This window comes from Elusimicrobiota bacterium (assembly GCA_016706425.1).
GTDB lineage: Bacteria > Elusimicrobiota > Elusimicrobia > FEN-1173 > FEN-1173 > JADJJR01.
Map to the genome: position 1 here is coordinate 1,111,235 of JADJJR010000001.1, position 19,102 is coordinate 1,130,336.

Annotated in this window: 9 protein-coding genes and 1 tRNA gene; 3 read left to right on the plus strand and 7 right to left on the minus strand. The window is 60.5% G+C overall.

All coding sequences use genetic code 11. From position 1 onward, the window contains the following. Window positions 1-16: 16 nt before the first annotated feature. Window positions 17-1,273, plus strand: a complete 1,257-nt coding sequence (locus IPI56_04600) for an adenosylhomocysteinase (protein MBK7545019.1) — start codon at window positions 17-19, stop codon at window positions 1,271-1,273. Window positions 1,274-1,437: 164 nt separating this feature from the next. Here IPI56_04600 and IPI56_04605 read toward each other — a convergent pair whose 3' ends face one another. Then, on the minus strand, window positions 1,438-2,520 hold the full coding sequence (locus tag IPI56_04605; protein ID MBK7545020.1) for an LptF/LptG family permease: 1,083 nt from the start codon (window positions 2,518-2,520) through the stop codon (window positions 1,438-1,440). After that, window positions 2,517-3,596: an LptF/LptG family permease gene (locus IPI56_04610; protein ID MBK7545021.1), complete on the minus strand. Its 1,080-nt coding sequence runs from the start codon at window positions 3,594-3,596 to the stop codon at window positions 2,517-2,519. The genes IPI56_04605 and IPI56_04610 overlap by 4 nt, the downstream gene beginning before the upstream one ends. A 183-nt stretch (window positions 3,597-3,779) precedes the next feature. On the opposite strand from IPI56_04610, the gene IPI56_04615 reads away from it, so the two are divergent. Together IPI56_04615 and IPI56_04620 are read left to right on the plus strand one after the other, a co-directional pair. Then, a complete protein-coding gene (locus tag IPI56_04615; GenBank protein ID MBK7545022.1) occupies window positions 3,780-9,122 on the plus strand; it encodes a hypothetical protein in 5,343 nt (1,780 codons plus the stop codon). A gap of 107 nt (window positions 9,123-9,229) precedes the next feature. After that, window positions 9,230-9,892, plus strand: coding sequence for a ComF family protein (locus tag IPI56_04620; GenBank protein ID MBK7545023.1), 663 nt, complete (start codon window positions 9,230-9,232; stop codon window positions 9,890-9,892). On the opposite strand, the gene IPI56_04625 is transcribed toward IPI56_04620, so the two are convergent. The 5 genes from IPI56_04625 to IPI56_04645 all read right to left on the minus strand — a co-directional run bounded on the left by IPI56_04625 (window position 9,825) and on the right by IPI56_04645 (window position 19,090). Continuing rightward, window positions 9,825-10,565, minus strand: a complete 741-nt coding sequence (locus IPI56_04625; protein MBK7545024.1) for a glycosyltransferase family 2 protein — start codon at window positions 10,563-10,565, stop codon at window positions 9,825-9,827. The two genes, IPI56_04620 and IPI56_04625, sit on opposite strands and share 68 nt — an antisense overlap. A 62-nt stretch (window positions 10,566-10,627) precedes the next feature. Beyond that, window positions 10,628-10,709, minus strand: a tRNA-Leu gene (locus tag IPI56_04630). 15 nt (window positions 10,710-10,724) lie between these two features. Then, the gene (gene secG, locus IPI56_04635) at window positions 10,725-11,081 is read right to left on the minus strand and encodes a preprotein translocase subunit SecG (protein MBK7545025.1); all 357 of its coding nucleotides are present in this window, start codon (window positions 11,079-11,081) and stop codon (window positions 10,725-10,727) included. A 29-nt stretch (window positions 11,082-11,110) separates the two neighbouring features. Next, complete coding sequence (locus IPI56_04640) at window positions 11,111-12,289, minus strand: phosphoglycerate kinase (GenBank protein ID MBK7545026.1); 1,179 nt, start codon at window positions 12,287-12,289, stop codon at window positions 11,111-11,113. A 126-nt stretch (window positions 12,290-12,415) separates the two neighbouring features. After that, on the minus strand, window positions 12,416-19,090 hold the full coding sequence (locus tag IPI56_04645; protein ID MBK7545027.1) for a DUF89 family protein: 6,675 nt from the start codon (window positions 19,088-19,090) through the stop codon (window positions 12,416-12,418). Window positions 19,091-19,102 lie beyond the last annotated feature (12 nt).

The following is a 19,102-nucleotide window of genomic DNA, read 5'->3' on the forward strand; positions in this document are numbered from 1 at the left end:
TTTCACGGAGACCCCCATGAAACACGACGTCAAAGATTTACGCCTCGCCAAAGCCGGGGAGGCCCGCATCGTCTGGGCGGAACGGGAAATGCCCGTCCTGCGGTTGATCCGGGAGCGGTTTAAAAAGCAGAAACCCTTTAAAAACATCCGCATGGCCTGTTGCCTCCACGTCACGACGGAGACCGCCAACCTGGCGATCACCTTGAAAGAGGGCGGGGCGGACGTGGTGTTGTGCGCCTCCAACCCCCTGTCGACCCAGGACGAGGTGGCCGCGGCGTTGGTGAAAAATCACGGCATTCGGACCTACGGCATCAAGGGGGAAGACAACAAAACCTATTACAAACACATATTCGCCGCCCTGGACCACCGCCCGCAGATCACCATGGACGATGGCGCCGACGTGGTGGGGGTGTTGCACAAGGAACGCCCGGACCAATTGGCCGATGTGATCGGGGGGACGGAGGAAACGACCACCGGGGTGGTTCGTTTGCGCGCCATGGAAAAGGAAGGGGTGTTGCGGTACCCCATCATCGCCGTGAACGACGCGCTCACCAAGCACATGTTCGACAACCGATACGGAACCGGCCAATCCACGCTCGACGGAGTGATTCGGGCCACCAACGTTTTGTTCGCCGGAAAAACCGTGGTGGTGGCGGGCTACGGATGGTGCGGCCGGGGTGTGGCGAGCCGCGCGCGCGGCATGGGCGCTCACGTGGTGGTGACGGAAATCGATCCGTTCCGCGCCCTTGAGGCCGTCATGGACGGGTTTGTGGTGAAACCCATGATCCAAGCCGCGGTCGAGGGAGACATCTTCATCACCGTGACCGGGGACATCGGGGTTTTGCGCGCGGAACATTTCCGAAAGATGAAAGACGGCGCCATCCTCTGCAATTCCGGCCACTTCAATGTGGAAATCGACATTCCCGCTCTGGCGAAAATGGCCAAAACCAAACGGGAAGTGCGCCCCTTCGTGGACGAATACCTGTTGCCCGGGGGCCGTCGGATTCACATCCTGGGGGATGGCCGCCTGATCAATTTGGCCGCCGCCGAGGGTCACCCGGCGAGCGTTATGGACATGTCCTTCGCCAACCAGGCCCTTTGCTCGGAGTTTATGGTGAAAAACGCGCGGTCGCTCACCGATAAAGTTTACAGCGTGCCGGTGGATATTGATCGCGAGATCGCCCGGTTGAAATTGGCCGCCATGAAGGTGGGGATCGACGTGTTGACCCCCGAACAGAAGAAATACCTGGAGAGCTGGCAGGAAGGAACCTGACGACCGATTCTTGGATGGATCAACCCCCGGGGCGTCTGTTCCGGGGGTTGTTTTTTTAGGGGGCATCCGGTTTCCCCGTGGGGCTGGAGCGGATATCGGTCCCATACCCTCTCTGAAAAGGGGGTTCCACCCCCTTCTCCCCACTCCAAAATAGAAGCTTTTTGTTAAGCGAGGGAACGCATCCGCCAGAAGAGGCGGCCGCCGATGGTGAGGAATACGAAGTTGGCGGTCCAGGCGCCCAGGAGGGGCGGGCACCAGGGTTTTTGACCGAGCGCCCGGCCAACCTGGAGCAGACCGAAATAAGCGAAGGCCACGGCCAGGGCCACCGCCACGGCGCGCACCTTGCCGCCGCGCTTGTTGAAAGCGAAGGGAATGCCCAAGAAGACGATCACGAGGTTGGACCAGGGCAAGGCGGTTTTCATGTACAGTTCCACCTCGAATTTTTGCGTGGCGATCCCCAGGGATTTCAAACGCTGGATTTGATGACGCAGGGTGAACTGGCTCATGTCGTCGGGGTCGGGTTCCTGCGGAACGAGGTTCGCGGGTGGATCGTTCCGGTCCAGGCGGGATTTTTGGAACCCGCGGACCCGTTCGATGCCGCGCCCATCGGGACGGTAAACGCGTTCAAAACCGTTTCGAAGGGTCCAACCCGATTCCTCCCACCGCGCGGTCCGGGCTTGAATTTGCCGGTCCGGTCGGCCGTCCCGGACCAGGTCTATCACGACGTTTTCCATCCGGCCCTTTTCCAGGTCCAGGGTCCCGATCGCGTAAAACACCCCCGGGCCCGCCACGGTGATGTTGTAAAAGCGCGTGGGTTTGCGGTGGGTCAGGCGACGTATGTCCGTGTTCCAAAGTTTTTTCACTTGGCGGTTGGCCCAGGGGGTGAGCCCTTCGGAGAGGCCCAGGGAGAAAAGACTTAACACCACCCCCATGCTCAAAAGGGGGGCCGTCAACTTCCAAGGGTGGACACCTCCCGACATGGCGGCCGTGATTTCCATGCGGCGGGACAGTTGGCCGAGCGAAAGCAGAATGGCGAGGAGGGCGGCCACCGGTAAAAGTTCCAGACTCCGCACCGGCCAAAGGGCCAACAGGTAGCGCGCGATCACGCCGAGATCGGCCTTGCCCGCGATGATTTTGTCCAACCGTTCCATCAGCTCCGCCATCAAAACCAATAGGGTCATGGCCCCGTAACTGAAGAGGAGGGGTTTCAAAAACGATTTCAACACGTAGCGTCCCAGGCGGGTCATTGGGCCACCCGCTGACGGTACAAGCCCAACCCCAACAGCGCCGTGACGCCGTTGGCGATCCACAACGCGGGCGCCGCCGGGAGGGTGTTCCGCTCGGCCAAATTCATCCCCATCACGAGCAACAGGTAGTAGACAAAAATGACAACGATGGCCGCGCCGAAGCCGACGCCCCGTCCGCCGCGCTCCAACGTCATGCCCAGCGGGATCCCGATCAACGCCAGGGCGATGGGCGCGAAGGCCAAGGCGAACCGGAGGTGGAACTCGGACTGGATTTCGCCTGCGGGTTGGCCCCGCGCGCGCCGCGCGATGATTTCCCGACGCAGTTCGGTTCCCGTGTATTCGCGCCAACCGCGGTCGCGGGGCAGGGCCTCGGGCCGCAGGGGAACCCCCAGGTCGTATTCCCGAAATTCCAAGTGCAAAAATTCATCGGGTTTGTCGGCCGAGACGCGCTCCATTTGCCCATCGGTCAAGCGCAGCGTCAGGCGGTCCGGGCCGGTGTCCACCCGCCCGCTCCCCGCGTGGATGCGCTCGGTGGCGTCGGGGAAAACGCGGTAGAGCCAAACATTTCTTAAAACGCGGTGGTCTTTGGCCACCTCTTCGGCGTAAAGGCGGATGTTTTGGACCGCGAAAAACCGGCGGGGCTCCATTTGCACCAGGGGGTCCGTGCTGGCGATTTTGTGGTAGAGGGTTCGAAATCGCCCCATGGCGGCGGGGGTGAGGCGCGTGTTAAAGGGGATCAACAACAGTCCCAGCAACAGGGCGAAGGCGAGCGGGGGCCAAAGGATTTGTCGGAACGACAAGCCGCTGGCCCGCAGGGCCAGGATTTCGTTGTCTTCGGATAGGCGGCCGAAGGTCAACAGACAGGCCAGCAGGATCGACATGGGGACGCTCAGGCTCATGATGGTGGGAAGGAACAAAAAAAAGATTTGAAGGGACAAACTCAATCCAACGCCTTTGTTCACCAGCAAATCGATCAAATCGAAGATTTTGTCCAAGAGGAGGACGCCGGAAAACAAAGAAAGGCCGAAGGCGAACGGGGGTAAAAATTGGCGCAACAAATAACGGGCCAAAGTCATGACGCGATTATATAATTTCGACGGCCCCCCGTCGGATTCCGGCTGATTTTTCAATTGAAATCCATTCCGGCTTAACTTATGCTTAATGGCCGTGGCCAAACCGTTGCTTAAAGGAAATTAAAGGACACCATGCGTTCCCCTCACGCTCACATCCGAAATCTCGCCACGAGGTGGGGCGCTGTTTTGCTGTGTTGGGGGGCGGCCGGGGCGGGCGCGTTCGAGCCGCGTTTTTCCGATTTGTCCATTGAAGAGTCCTTGGGGGGCGCGCCCGCGCCCCCGATCGAGGGGGGGCTGTTCGATTTCAACCCCGCCGCCTGGGACCGGCTCTGGGAATCCGCCGCGCGGACCGCGCCCCCCATTGTTCACACGAGCACGAAAACCGCCCAACCCCTCCCCGCACCGGAAAACGCCCCCGGGTTCACGGTGGACCTGCCCTACGAATCCGGCCTGTCGATTTCCGGCCGCAAACTGATCGCCCTCAAATTGCAACAGACCCGCCGGAAAAGCGCGAAGCGGGCCGAGGAGTTGGGTGTTCCGCAGAGCCAGTCCGACGTGGAAATGAAACAGGAACTCCAGGTGCGCATCAAGGGGCAGGTGGGGCGAAAAATTACCGTCAACGTCGACTTCGACGACACGAAAGACGACAAAAGGGATATTTCCGTCGTCTACACCGGCGACCCGGAGGAGTTCGTTCAGGAGGCGGCTTTCGGGGACATCACTCTTTCCCTTCCCGCCACGGAATTCGTGTCCTACTCCAAGCAGCTCTTCGGCGTGCGAACCCGCCTCAAGTACAAAAACGCCCAGTTGTTGGCCATCGGGAGCCGCACCAAAGGCACGACGGAAACCAAGCGGTTCAACGGGGCGACGCGCTTCGAGCGGCGCATCATCCGCGATGTGGATTTTGTGAAAAAGCAATACTACGACGTGGCCTTCACCACCCGCGCCATCCGCATCGGGACCGAAATTGTTTACCGGGACGACCGCCTGGCCACGAACGATGTGACGGTCACGACACTCACCGCGGTGGACTTCGGCGCGCCGGCGGTTCAATACGTGGACGGACGGTTCGACCGGTTGAAGCCGGGTGACGATTACGTCGTGGATTACGCGCGCGGCGTCCTGCAATTCAAGCGTCGGACGGACGACAACGCCGTCTACGCCATCGATTATCGTTTCAACGACGACGGGTCCCTGTTGTCCAATCTGGGAGCGGTGGGGCCCAAGATCGTTAAAACCCAAAGCGATCAGCCCCTATCGCTCGACCCCGCCGAAATCGGTTATCGGCGGGAGCTGAAAACCTTCTACCAACTCGGGAACATAAAAATCGTCCGGGACAACGGTCGGGGCAACTTTATTCTTCGAACCATCGACCTCAACCAGCGGGACCTGTTGATCCAAATGAGCACCTCCACGGAGAGCGGGACCCCCAGCGGGGAAGTGCTGGAGTACCCCAACACCCTGGACGTGGACTTTGACCAGGGGGTGTTCAACATCGCTTTGACCTCGGCGGTGGCCGACCCGCAACTTTACGGGCCTTCGCCGACGCCAAAATTCAGTTTTTTGACGGAATACCGTTACCGGTTGCGCGATTACCAACTGCGGCCCAACATCGTGTTCGGCAGCGAACGGGTGTCGATAAACGGGCGGACGCTCAAAAGCGATGTCGATTACTTCATCGCCTACGATATCGGTCTTTTGCAATTCTTTAACGACGACCAGCTGGACGAAAACAGCCAAATCGAGGTCACCTACGACTACGCGCCCTTCGGCGGCCAACTGGGGCAGACCCTGGTGGGCACCCGGTTCGATCTGGGGATCGTCCCGGGACGGTTCCAGGCCGGGTCGACTTTCCTTTACACCTTCGCCCCCAAAACCCAAATCATCCCGGACATCCGATCCGCCCCCTCGAGCCTCATGGTTTTGGAGGCCGACGGAAAAGTCAGCGACCTGCGACTGCCTTTGACCCCCGCGAAGCTGAACCTCACGGCCGAGGTGGCCCAGTCCCGGGAAAACCCCAACCTGTTCGGGAAGGCCCTGATCGATTCCATGGAAGGGATCGCCCAGGAGGACGCGGTGTCCTTGCAGGACGACGCTTGGATTTATGGGGTCAACCCAGCCGGTTACGCCCCGCCGACCCGGCCCAGCTCCTTCGTCCTCGTTCGGGACGAGGACGAGCCGTTGCGCAACGTCGTCGGGGTCAGCGCCGATGTGAGCGAGGACGAGCAACTGCGCGTTTTGCGGGTGGATTACAACCTAGGGCAAGAACCCGGCGGCGGCGGGACGGACCCGGAGGAAAGTTCGCTCGTGCAGGCCATTTCCAAGGCCGGCCGTGATTTTTCCAAGAAAGTGTACATCGAGTTTTGGGTTCAGGGCGCTGGGGCGGGGGCTCAACCCGCGGATTTGGAAATCGACGCCGGGGCCTTCGCCGAGGACACTGACGGGGACGCGCTCCCGGGGAACCGTCCGGAATCGGAGGACCTGAACTCCGACGGGACCTTGAACGAGGGCGAGGACATCGGCTGGCTCTACAACGCCCTCAGCGAAAACGAGCAGATCGGGGAGGACAACGGGCGCGTTGACACCGAGGATTTGGACGGCGACGGCGTGTTGCGCCCCGGTGACGCGCCCGCGCGGGCGGGGGTTCCCCTGTTGCGGTTGTCCGCGCTGCCGCCCGGCACCTCCATCACCAACCGCAACGGGCTGGACGATCCCGTCAACCATTTGGCCTTTGACGGATGGCGGTTCATCCGGATGCCGCTGGGCATCCTCCCGGCGGAACAGGACGCCTTTAAAGCCATCCGGCAGGTACGTTTGACTTTTCGCGCGCAAACCCCCTACACGGGGATCGTGGCCACCGGCACCGTGCGGGTGGGGAAGATCGCCTTTGTCGGCAACGCGTGGGAGACGCCCACCGTGAGCGGAGGGGCGACCATGAGCGTCGGGGCCGTGAACAACCTCGACAACCCGGATTACGAAACTTTGCTCAACAACGGGCTCTTCGGCGACCTCTACGGGGACCAAGTGGAAAACCGCACCCGCGAACAGGCCCTGGAGCTCCGGTTCACGTTGCCGGTGGGCTCCACCGCGACCACCCGCACCGTCTACGGCGTTCCTCGGAATTTCTCTTCCCACAACGATCTGCGGTTTTTCTACCAAGCGCCGCCCGGATCCTCCACGGACATGGAACTCTTTTTCCACCTCGGGACCGAAACCGACTATTTCGAAATTCCCTTCCCAACGTCCCCGGCCGACGATTTTTGGAGCCTGGCCACCGTGCGGCTCATCGATTTGAACAACGACGGGACCCCGGACACCCTCCGTTCGGTGGTGGACGGGCGGGTGGCCACGGTGGTGGGCGCCCCGAACCTCAACAGCATCGGTCAATTCAAAATCGGGGTGCGGAACAACTCGGCGGCGCCGGTGACGGGGGTCCTGTGGATCAACGAAATCCACGTGTCCGGCGCGCGCAACAAAGTCGGCAACGCCCGTCGGTTCGCCCTGGACGGCGCCTGGGGGAATTGGGCCAACTTCGGCGGGGTGTTCCGCAGCGTGGATCGCAATTTCCAAACCCTCACCTCGCCGGTCGTCAACCAGGACAAGGAGGAAACCACGGCCTTTTTTAACCTCAATCGCTGGCAACGAAACCTTCCGTTGAGCGGCACCTATTCCAAAAGTTTGACCCTCACTCCGGCGACCCTGCGGACGGGTCAATCCCAATTGGAGTCGGTGTTGACCGAGGGGCGCGCGGAGACGGTCCGCGCCCGGGCGGACGGCCAATTGCTGTTCTCGGCCTGGCCGTCCCTCGCCTACGGCGCCGAGAACACGCTGGAGGAGTTGACCGACCGCCAGGAGCGACGCGACCGGAACGTCTACAACGGATCGTTGGATTACGCCGTGCCCGGTCGCCTCGACCTCCTGCCGGGGAAAAAGTTTTCCTTCCGCCCGTTGCCGGAAAATATCTTCGTCAAATACATCCGCACCAATTATTTCCTGTCGTTTTTCCCCGAGCGCAAAGCCGAGCAGTTGGCCGCCTCGACCTCCACCGTCGCCCAGGAAAACGCCATTTTCGCCAACGCCCGCACGCTGGAGTTCAGCGATGAATGGACCGGGCGGATGTCGTTTCAGCCTTGGACCGGGTTTTCCTTCACGCCCAATTTCGGACGCAAAAAAGTGGTCGAGCAACGGCGGTTCACGGAAGCGGAATTGGCCTTCGCCCCCGCCTTCACCCCGACCGTCGCCTACGACAAATCCCTGAGCCAAAACCACGGGGTGTCGCTCAGTTGGCGGGTGTTCCGTTGGTTGGAGCCGCGCCTGTCCTACACCCTGTCCGGGACGGAAACCACCAACTTGCCCACGGTGTCCTCTCCTTCGGTGGTGGGTTTCAAAATCCTGGAGCGCCAATCCACCGGGGATCTCTATTGGAATCTGGCCCCGCGGGATCTGTTGCCCAAATGGGGGGTGGTGCGCTCGCTCAACATCGACACCAGTTTCAAAATCGACGCGTCGGACACCCACGACAACGTGCTTCAACGGTTCACGGACTGGCAAAGGGTTCAACCGTTCCGACTGGACAAAATCACCCGTCGGGGCGGCCGAGCCATGATGAGCCTCCTGCCGCGGTTGGATTTCAACGACGCGGGGGTGTTGCGGCGACAGCTCACGGCCCGTAACACCCTGCGGGTGGCGGGGAATTGGTCCCCGTTGGACTGGGTCAAATTTCCCAAGGCCCTGGGCCCGCTCAACACCCTGTCCGTGTCGAACACCATCACCGACACCAACGAGCACACGGAGTCGACGCTCACGCTCCGGGACGTCCACACCATCGGGTGGTTGGACATGATCGCCTCGATCCGGGACCTGGAAAAACCTTTTCCGTTGCGCAAGTGGGTTTCGGGGGCCCAAGTCAACACGCGCCTCAACCGTCGTTACACCGAAACTTTTTTTGAGGAAGAGGGCGATTCCCGCGCTCAGGGGGTCGATTTGCGCTTTACGCATTTGGGCCGGTACGATTGGTTCCTGAGCTGGAACCGGACCGCCGCGCACACGCTGGATTTGCGGACAGGGATCCCCAAATCCGACGCGCGCACGCTCAACCATTCGGCCCAGGTCGGCACCCGGATCGGGCATTGGCGGTTGACCCCGAGCGCGACCTACCGATCGGATTTTTCACGGGACGGCACCGGGCGCCTGCTGCAGGACCTGGACACCCTGACCGGCGCGGTGACGGGCCGCTACGACCGCGCCTACCCGGGCGGGTTCCGGTTTCCCTTCACGAAAAAAGTGTTTTCCAACGTGAACCGGTTGACCCTCGACGCCAAAGTGTCTTTTGAGCGGAAATCCTCGAGCCTGAACTTTGAGCGGGACAACACCGACACCTACGCCGGGGAAACCACGGGGGAGTGGGAGATCGCCCGGAATTTCCGTTTCTCCTTTGGCGGGAAATTGAGCGTGGTGACCAACAGGGCGCGCTCCGACGACGGGTCGATGTCCTTGGAAATGAATTCCCAACTGGTGATCCAATTCTAAACGGGTTCGCGATTCTGCGGGAAGCGCTTTGGCCGACCCGTTGCGGGGTGTGCGAAGCGGTCGTTCCGCCGGGGGCGGCGTCTTTGTGCGGGTCCTGCGAGGCCGCGATGCCCCGGTGGCAGGGCCTGTCTTGTCGGGTGTGCGGGCTGGCTTTGCCGGACGGCGGAGCGCGTTGTTGGGATTGTCGAAAGCGCCGCCGGGATTTTCGATTTTGCCGCAGTCTGGGTCTTTACGCGGGAAGCTTAAAGAGCGCCGTGCGGGCGCTGAAATACGCGCGGCGCGAGGCCCTGGGGCCGCCGCTGGCGCGCCTCCTGTCCGCGTTGGCGGGGCGGCCGGAATTGCGGGGGGCCGACGCCCTGGTCCCCGTGCCGTTGCACTTCGTGCGTAAACACGCGCGCGGTTTCAACCAAGCGGAACTTCTGGCGCGCGGGGTGTCGGCCGAAACGGGAACCCCCGTGCTGGACGCCCTGCGAAGACGACGGTGGACGCGCCCGCAGGCCGGACTGCGCCGGGAAGCGCGTCGACGAAACGTGGCGGGGGTTTTTGAGGCGCGCCGGTCGGCGGAGACGCTTTTGAAGGGACGGTGGGTGATTCTGGTGGACGACGTGTGCACGACGGGAGCGACCTTGGAGTCCTGCGCCCGGGCCCTGCGGGCGGCCGGGGTTCGGCGGGTGGACGCCATCACCCTAGCGCGCGACGCCTTTAAGGCTCGTTTGAAAAGCGCAGGCGGAAGGCCGTCCAGGCGCCCCGCGCCGCGTCTTTCAGTTTGATTTTTTTTCCTTCCTTGACCGTTCGGGGACGGTAGACGATCGGGTTTTCCATAATGGGAATGTTTTTTCGCGCTAGCCGGACGCAGATTTCCGCTTCGATCTCGAAGCCCGTGGACACCAACCCCAACGCCGTCACCGCCGACCGTTCCATCAGCTTGTAGCACGTGTAAGCGTCGGTGAGACGCGTTCCGCATAAAAAATTAATCCAGCGGGTCATGAATTTGTTGCCCCAGAGAAACCGCCAATGGGCCGTGGGGTTGGGCCGAAGAAACCGGGACCCAAAGACCGCCGCGCGCCGGGTGGTGCGGGCGATCTTCAACATCTCCACGTATTGCTTGGGATCGTATTCGAGGTCGGCGTCCTGGACGGCGATGTAGAGACCCCGGGCGTGGGGAAGCGCCGTGCGCAGGGCGGCGCCCTTGCCCACGTTTTTTTCGTGGAAGAGCACCACCTGGTTGGGCGCGGGGTTCTTGATTAGGAAATCGCGCGTGCCGTCGGTGGATCCGTCGTCGATGACGATGATTTCGCGGGATTCGGGGAAATGGGAGAGGGCTTCGAGAACGGTTCCGAGGGTGCGTTTTTCGTTGTAGACCGGGACCAGAAACGTCACCAGGGGGATGTCGGGCGATCGGCCGTCTGAAATGACGGTGTGGCGGGGGAGAACGTGTGTCATCCGAAGGGCACGCCCCGGTGTTTAAGTCCCCTGTTCATTGTGGTTGGAAAGGATGCCCAGTGTGCGCGGGGGGGGACTTGAACCCCCATGGGTTTCCCCATACGCCCCTCAAACGTACGCGTCTGCCAGTTTCGCCACCCGCGCACGCTGGGCACAAATTTAATTTTTGGCGGCCGGGGCCCCTTGGCTGTCGGCCGGCGCCGGGAGATCGGGAGCCGCCGGATTGGCTTCGGCCACCGGCGCCGACGGGAAGGAAAGATGTTGGGTCACGGTGTGACCGCCGCGCCGCGCCCCCATGATGGTCAGAAGCAGGGACGAAACGAAAAACGCCACGGCGAGGCCGGTTGTGACTTTGCGAATGAACATGGAGCCGGATGGCGCCGAAAACAGGGCGTCGCCGCTGCCCCCGCCGAAAACGCCGGCGAAACCGGCGCCCTTGCCCGACTGGATCAGGACGGCCAAAATGACCAGTAAGCTAATCACCACGTGGATCGACAACAGGAGGCTAAAAATCATGGGGTCCCCTTAAATGAGATCGAATTCATTCAGTTCAAAGCCGTTACGCCGGGCAGTTCTTTGCCCTCCAGAAATTCGAGGGAAGCCCCCCCGCCGGTGGAAATATGTGAAATCTTGTCGGCGAGCCCCGTGGATTGAACGGCGGCCACGCTGTCCCCGCCGCCGACCACGACGGTGGCCCCTTTTTGCGCGGCGTCGGCGGCGGCCCGGGCGACGGAGCGGGTGCCGTTGGCGTAGCGGTCCACCTCGAAGATGCCCATGGGGCCGTTCCAGAAGATCGTCTTGGCTCCCGCGATCGGCGCCGCCAGGTTTTGTACGGTTTTGGGGCCGATGTCAACGCCCAGCTCGTCGGCTTGAATGGCGCTGTCGGCCGTGTTGTGGGCGGAAGCGGTGTCCTCCAGGGACTTGACGGCCACGTGGTCCGAGGGGAGAATGACCCGCACGCCCCGGCTGGAAGCTTTCTTTAGGAGATCCTTGGCCACCCCCACTTTGTCGGGTTCCACGAGGGATTTTCCCGTGGGGATGCCCTGGGCGTTTAAAAAGGTGTAGGCCATGGCGCCGCCGATGACGAGGGTGTCGACTTTTTCGATGAGTTTGTCCAACACTTCGATTTTGTCCGACACCTTGGCCCCGCCGACCACGGCGACAAAAGGTTTCGCGGGGTTCTCTTTGACTTGGCCGAGGAAATCCAGTTCCTTGATCAGCAGGAAACCCGCCGCGTTGGGCAGGCGCTTGGCCAAACCCGAGGTGCTGGCGTGGGCGCGGTGGACCGCCCCGAAGGCGTCCTGCACGAAGAGATCCCCCAGCTTCGCGAGTTTTTCAACGAAGGCGGGGTCGTTCTTTTCCTCTTCGGCGTGAAAGCGCAGGTTTTCCAGCAAAAGCACATCGCCGTCTTTGAGGGCGGCGACGGCGTTTTCCGCCGCGGCGCCGATGCAATCGGGCGCGAAGGCCACGGGTTTCTTGATAAGTTGGCTGAGGTGCTGGGCCACCGGGGCCAGGCTGTATTTCGGGTTGGCCGCGCCCTTGGGTCGGCCGAGGTGGGAGATCAGAACCACCCGGGCGCCTTGGGCGATCAAATGGGTGAGGGTGGGGAGGGACGCCCGCACGCGGGTGTCGTCCGTGACGGCCCCTTTTTCCATGGGAACGTTGTAGTCCACGCGGACGATGACGCGGCGGCCTTTGACATTCAAATCCGTTATGGTTTTCACGACTTTCTCCTTCTTAATTTTAGGGAGGCTTTGATCATACCAAAGAGGCCGGGGGCCTGCCAAGGGTTTGTGCGCGTGCCCCTGAAGGCCCCCCCTTTTTTGTGATTGTGATTTAAAACCCGAAAATCAGGCGCTTTGAGCGATGGCGGTGAGGACTTTTAGAATGTCATCCCAACTTTCGGGGGCGAGAACCGGGGCCAAAAGGGTGAAAAGCTCGGACAATAACCAGGCTTCCTTCGCCGCTTCAATTACGGTTTCATCGGCTCCCAGGGAATTTAGTTTGAGCGCGGCGGTCTGGAACAATTGGAGGCCACGCCCCCCGGCGAGGTCTCTCAGTTCGGGCCCGAGAGGAGCGAGCGCCACCTCCACAACCCCCGAGGGGTGATCCCCTTCGAGTGTGTCGAGAGCAGAAAACGCTTCGCGCCGCACCCGGACGTCCACCCCCGCGATCATCAAATCGTCGGCGTTTGTGAAAATAACAGCGTGGGGTTTGCCCTTCAGGAAAGCCGCCAAGGCGGTCCTTTTTTGTTTCGTCGCCACGCTTCGCGCGTCCACGAAAAGAACGGGGGTCCCCTGGATGTTCTCCACCGAGGGAACCGGGGTCCCCTCGGTTCGGCCGCTGACCGCCGCCTGCACCGCGGCTTGGGCGGCCCGGTGCATATAATCCTCCAACCCCAAACGGGTGGGCTTCGCTCCGACAATCGCCGTGACCTGAGCGGCAAAGCGCCGTTGTTCCGTTGTCAGGGTTTGTTTCAAAAGCAACGCTTCCGCGTTGTTTTTCGTAATCGCAGGGGCCTCGCGAGACGGAGGTGACTTGTCAACTTTCGGATCGAACCGGTGGTGGAGCGCGAGGGTCAGTCCCCAGCCGGCGGCCTGGAGGAACCCCTGGGTCCAACCGAAGTCCAACGCCAAGAGCGGGGCGGCGGCGACGAGCGCGAAATAGAACAGGCCCAAGAGTCCGGCCTTGGCCCAGCCCACCTTGACCTCGGTCTTGAGCCACCGGGCGGGGAGGACGTGGGAGGGCAGGAAAAGCGCGGTCAAGAGGAGGGGGACCACGACCCAGGCGGTCCCGGCCAGGAAGAGGACCGCGCCGACATTGGCGACGGCCATGGCGAACCCCAGGGACCACTCGTAAGCGGGCGCGTGGGCCTTGTAGTGGGCGCCCCAGCGCTCGGCCGACTTCTCGCCGCCCCAACGAAAACCGAGCCGCTCGAAGAACTGGGTCATCCACAGGCTGGTCGCCCGACCAACGGGATTGGATGAGGGGGAACCGCCTTGGTAATTTCCCTTTTCGGAATTGTCAACGATTACGAATTTTTTGTTTATCCGATTCTCCGGGAACCCGCGGGCGGCTTCAATGAGGGTTTTCCCAGCCACCGGGATCGTCACACCCTCGCCGTATTGAAAACGGCGGAAAGTGCTATCCGTGTAGCCCGAAAACGACCGCGTTCCCGCCGGCAAGAAAGCGAAAATCCCTTTTCCTGTAGGGACACCCGAAACCACAGTATTCCCCAAGGCGTTTGGAACAAAAAGGAAATAAACGTCTTTTTTAAACGTGTTCAAACCTTCAAAGTTCATCTGCCCGATTGAAAGGACGACGTCCGCCGACAAAAGCGTCTGGACCAGTTCCGGCGAGAATTTTCTTGCATCGATTCCGTCCCCGGCGCAACCCGCCATCACCCGGAGGCGGCTTCCAACCGATTGAACGTCTTTTCGAAAAACAGGCAATTTCAAGATTCGATGCAGGTCGTTCACCGATGCGTCTTCACGAAATTGGCCGTTTCGGGCCACGAGGACAAAACGGACATGTGGATTCAGCAGCATCTGGTCGAGGATAAATCTCAAAGCGAAAACGGCTTCTCCGTTGTCGTCAAAGAAAACCGGCACGGTGATTGGTTTTTGAGATCGGACAACCCTTTGTATATAACTGTCAAACGCATCAATGGCGAGGACTCTGTCGTCAAACGATCGCACTTTTTCCCGAAGCGTGTCCGCTATTACTAGGTTTTCAGTGTTATACAGCACCACATTCGGTATTTGCTTTAAAGCCTCGAAACTATGGAGCAAACGCAAGAATCTCTGGCGAAGAGTAAGACCATTTTCCTGTAGGGCGGCGGCGACGTTGTTGATGTTTTCGTTTCGGATGGAAAAAGGATTGAAACCATCTTTTCCTTTAACGACTTTCTTTACGATAGTGCATGCCAATACAGTTCGCTCCATTGTCGTTGGGTTGAATCCCTCCGCCCCCTCCGCTTCCGCCAACAAATCACGCGCTTTTTGCTTCAGTTCCTCCTCTCGACTTTTATCCAGCTCCCCATTCAAAACCAAAAGTGCCAATTGCCGGTCGATAACGGCTCCACGACTCCAGCGTTGGTTTTTTGATATTTCTTCTGGAAATTTTTCAACGAGGTCCTTTTCCCTGTATATTCCTGGGACATAGTCCTTTGCAACCAAGGGGGAGGTTTCGGCGGCCACTTCCGGCGCGGGGGGGCCGCGCGCGGTTCGGGTCGGGCCGGCGTCAGGGGGGAGGCGGGTCGAGTCGAATTCCAGGCGAATGCCCCTTTTGCCCAAAACAATTGTTGGTTGATCGGAAAAGGGCAGCCCCACGATGTTTTTATCGCTCTTGATTGGACGTCCAAAGAAGTCACGGCGATGGGTTTGGTCAACCCCTGGATCGAACCGGTGGTGAAGGGTGAGGGTCAACCTCCAGCCGACGGCCTGGAGGAACCCCTGGGTCCAACCAAAGTCCAACGCCAAGAGCGGGGCGGCGGCGACGAGCGCGAAATAGAACAGGCCCAAGAGTCCGGCCTTGGCCCAGCCCACCTTGACCTCGGTCTTGAGCCACCGGGCGGGGAGGACGTGGGAGGGCAGGAAAAGCGCGGTCAAGAGGAGGGGGACCACGACCCAGGCGGTCCCGGCCAGGAAGAGGACCGCGCCGACATTGGCGACGGCCATGGCGAACCCCAGGGACCACTCGTAAGCGGGCGCGTGGGCCTTGTAGTGGGCGCCCCAGCGCTCGGCCGACTTCTCGCCGCCCCAACGAAAACCGAGCCGCTCGAAGAACTGGGTCATCCACCGGCTCGTCGCCCGGCCGGAATTGGATGAGGGGGGACCGCCTTGGTTTTCCCCCTTTTCGGAATTGTCAACGATTACGAATTTTTTGTTTATCCGATTCTCCGGGAACCCGCGGGCGGCTTCAATGAGGGTTTTCCCAGCCACCGGGATCGTCACACCCTCGCCGTATTGAAAACGGCGGAAAGTGCTATCCGTGTAGCCCGAAAACGACCGCGTTCCCGCCGGCAAGAAAGCGAAAATCCCTTTTCCTGTAGGGACACCCGAAACCACGGCATTCGCCAAGGCATGTGGTACAAAAAGGAAATACACGTCTTTTTTAAATGTGTTCAAATTTTCAAAGTTCATCTGCCCGATCGAAAGGACGACGTCCGCCGACAAAAGCGTCTGGACCAGTTCCGGCGAGAATTTTCTTGCATCGATTCCGTCCCCGGCGCAACCCGCCATCACCCGGAGGCGGCTTCCAACCGATTGAACGTCTTTTCGAAAAACAGGCAATTTCAAGATTCGATGCAGGTCGTTCACCGATGCGTCTTCACGAAATTGGCCGTTTCGGGCCACGAGGACAAAACGGACATGTGGATTCAGCAGCATCTGGTCGAGGATAAATCTCAAAGCGAAAACGGCTTCTCCGTTGTCGTCAAAGAAAACCGGCACGGTGATTGGTTTTTGAGATCGGACAACCCTTTGCATATAACTGTCAAACGCATCAATGGCGAGGACTCTGTCGTCAAACGATCGCACTCTTTCCAGGAGATTTTTAGAAATTGTTTCTTCTTCTTGGTTGTACATTTCCTCGTCGGTCATGTACTTCAAGGCCTCGAAACTATGGAGCAAACGCAAGAGTCTCCGGCGAAGGGTAAGGCCATTTTCCTGAAGGGCGGCGGCAATATTGTTTGTTTTTAAGTTTCTGACGGAAAAAGGGTTGGCGCTTGTTTTGCCTGCGACGACTTTCCTTACGATTTCGCAAACCAGGACGTTTCTCTCCATTGTCGTCGGGTTGAACCCCTCCGCCCCCTCCGCTTCCGCCAACAAATCACGCGCTTTTTGCTTCAGTTCCTCCTCTCGACTTTTATCCAGCTCCCCATTCAAAACCAAAAGTGCCAATTGCCGATCGATAACGGCTTCGCGACCCCATCGTTGGATCTGTAATATTGCATCCGGAAATTTTTCAACGAGGTCCTTTTCCCTGTATATTCCTGGGACATAGTCCTTTGAAACCAAAGGGGAGGTTTCGGCGGCCACTTCCGGCGCGGGGGGGCCGCGCGCGGTTCGGGTCGGGCCGGCGTCAGGGGGGAGGCGGGTCGGGCCGAATTCCGCGTGAATGCCCCCTTTGCCCAAAACAATTGTGGGTTGATCGGAAAAGGGGAGCCCCACGATGTTTTTATCGCTCTTGATTGGACGTCCAAAGAAGTCACGGCGATGGGTTTGGTCAACCCCTGGATCGAACCGGCGGTGGAGCGCGAGGGTCAGTCCCCAGCCGGCGGCCTGGAGAAACCCCTGGGTCCAACCGAAGTCCAACGCCAAGAGCGGGGCGGCGGCGACGAGCGCGAAATAGAACAGGCCCAAGAGTCCGGCCTTGGCCCAGCCCACCTTGACCTCGGTCTTGAGCCACCGGGCGGGGAGGACGTGGGAGGGCAGGAAAAGCGCGGTCAAGAGGAGGGGGACCACGACCCAGGCGGTCCCGGCCAGGAAGAGGACCGCGCCGACATTGGCGACGGCCATGGCGAACCCCAGGGACCACTCGTAAGCGGGCGCGTGGGCCTTGTAGTGGGCGCCGGCTTGGCGGGCGCCTTCCACCCCGCCCCGCCGTCCGCCGACGAATTCGAAGACCTTGGTCATCCACCGGCTGGTCGCCCGGCCGGAAAAAACCAATTTTTTTAATACGTCCCTTTCTTCCTGCAGGGCCGCCGCGAGGGTCGCGGGAAGATCAAACAATCGCTCCCCGAAGCGGCGAAAGGGATTTAATGAATTTTTCTCGATTTCCATCGTGAACCGGTGATCCTCCGAAGAGGTCCCCGGGGTATCTTCCACGGTGTAAACCCATCCATCTTTAAAAAGGACCCTGAGCCGGGTGACCCGCTCGGATGATTTTTCGACGATTTTCTTAAATCGCGCTGTCAGGGCGGGAGGAACAAGGGAGAGAAAGGATTTTCTGACCGAACCGAAGGTTTCGGCGTTGTCAGCGACGGCGATGAGTCCCGGCAGGGCCAATTGGACGTCGGCGGGCTTGATGGGTTCGTTGGCCAGGTACAGTTGTTGGCCCTGGAACAACCGATCGAGGGGAGTTTTCTCCTGGGTAAAAACGGACAGGTAGGCCGATCCCCGGTCGGTGTCCACCTTTTCTTTTTTGGGGACGTAGGAGATGACGGTGAACCCACCCGCCGTCAGCGCCTTGGCGATGCCCTCGGCGTGGTAACCGCCCGTGACGAGGACTGTGGCGGGGGACGGGGACCCGGCGGCCTGGGAAACGGCGGCAATCACGCTTTTCGCCATCGCCGCGTCCCGGGCGTCGGCTTCATGGTAGAAAGACTCAAAAGAAGCGAGCGTGGGGGAAGGTTCGGCCGATGCAGCCGCCTCCTTCTTCGCGCTTATGTATTCCCGCCACTCCACCGGCGTTAAGGCGAAGTCCACCAGTTTCCCCGTCAGCCAGACTCGCCGGGATTTGGCGATCAGGTCCCGCTCCGAGCCGCTTTTTGCGAGGGTGGCGTAGGCGGCCTTCTCCGCTTCCGCCAGATCCGCCATCAGTGTCTCGACGTCGATCCCGTCCGCCAAGAGGACGTATTTGACGTACTCGTTCATGGCGGGGTAGGACGTCAGGTCGATGCCTTTTCTTCGGCACAGAGCCTCCAACCCGGCGTAGAAATCCGCGTAGCGCACTTGGCCGGATCGGTAAGCCAGGCTCTGGGCCAGGAGAGTGTCGGTTTCCTGTTGGGTGAGTTTCTTGGTCAGCCCCTCGATCAGGCGTGCCCGCTCCGTTTCCACTTGGCGGAAGTTCAGCGTTCGTTCGAGATTGAGCGCCTTTTGGAAAAGCGAAATCTGTGGGCGCGTTGTCTGGCGAGGTGGGGATGGAAACAAAAGAACGTAATCGCCCAGGGACGTTTTCCCTTCTCGGTAAGACTCGACCTTTTCGTCCAAGGCGTGCAGGGCCGCGGAGAACACCTTTTTCTTCTCCGCCGCGATGCCGGACTTCCGCTCTTTCACCCATTGCCGGGATTGCTCCAGCTTCAGGGCGGAATCCCGGTAGGCCTGGATGTTCGCTTGGTAGAGGAGAGGGTCTTCGATCCCGAGAACCCGGGGCAGTTTTCCCTGGGCCGTCAGCGCCGCGTGGATGGGGCCGGAAATCTTGTTCTCCTTCAATAAATAGTCCGCCGTCAACTCCACCGCCCGCCGGTTCGGGAAGTCCACGAAAGGCTGAAGCGGAATCTCCACCGACGCCCCCTCCAACGCGACGAGATTCACCCGGCCCGATCGAATCAACGAACTCACCGCTTCCCGGATGTTCCACTGGGCCTCCGCGTTCATGTGCACGTCTTGGATGTGGACGATGACGGGAGGGATCGAAGCGTGTTGAGGGCTGAAGGAAACCTTGCGGATCGTGCCGTGGGCCGGGGAAAGGGCGGAAAGAAGCCCCGCGTGTTCCTTAACAAATCCCTTCGGGACCGACGGAACGACGTTCTGGAACAGCGCGGGGGCTGGGTTTTTGGGGGCCGGTAAGGGGGGCGTCAAGGAGGGCCCCGA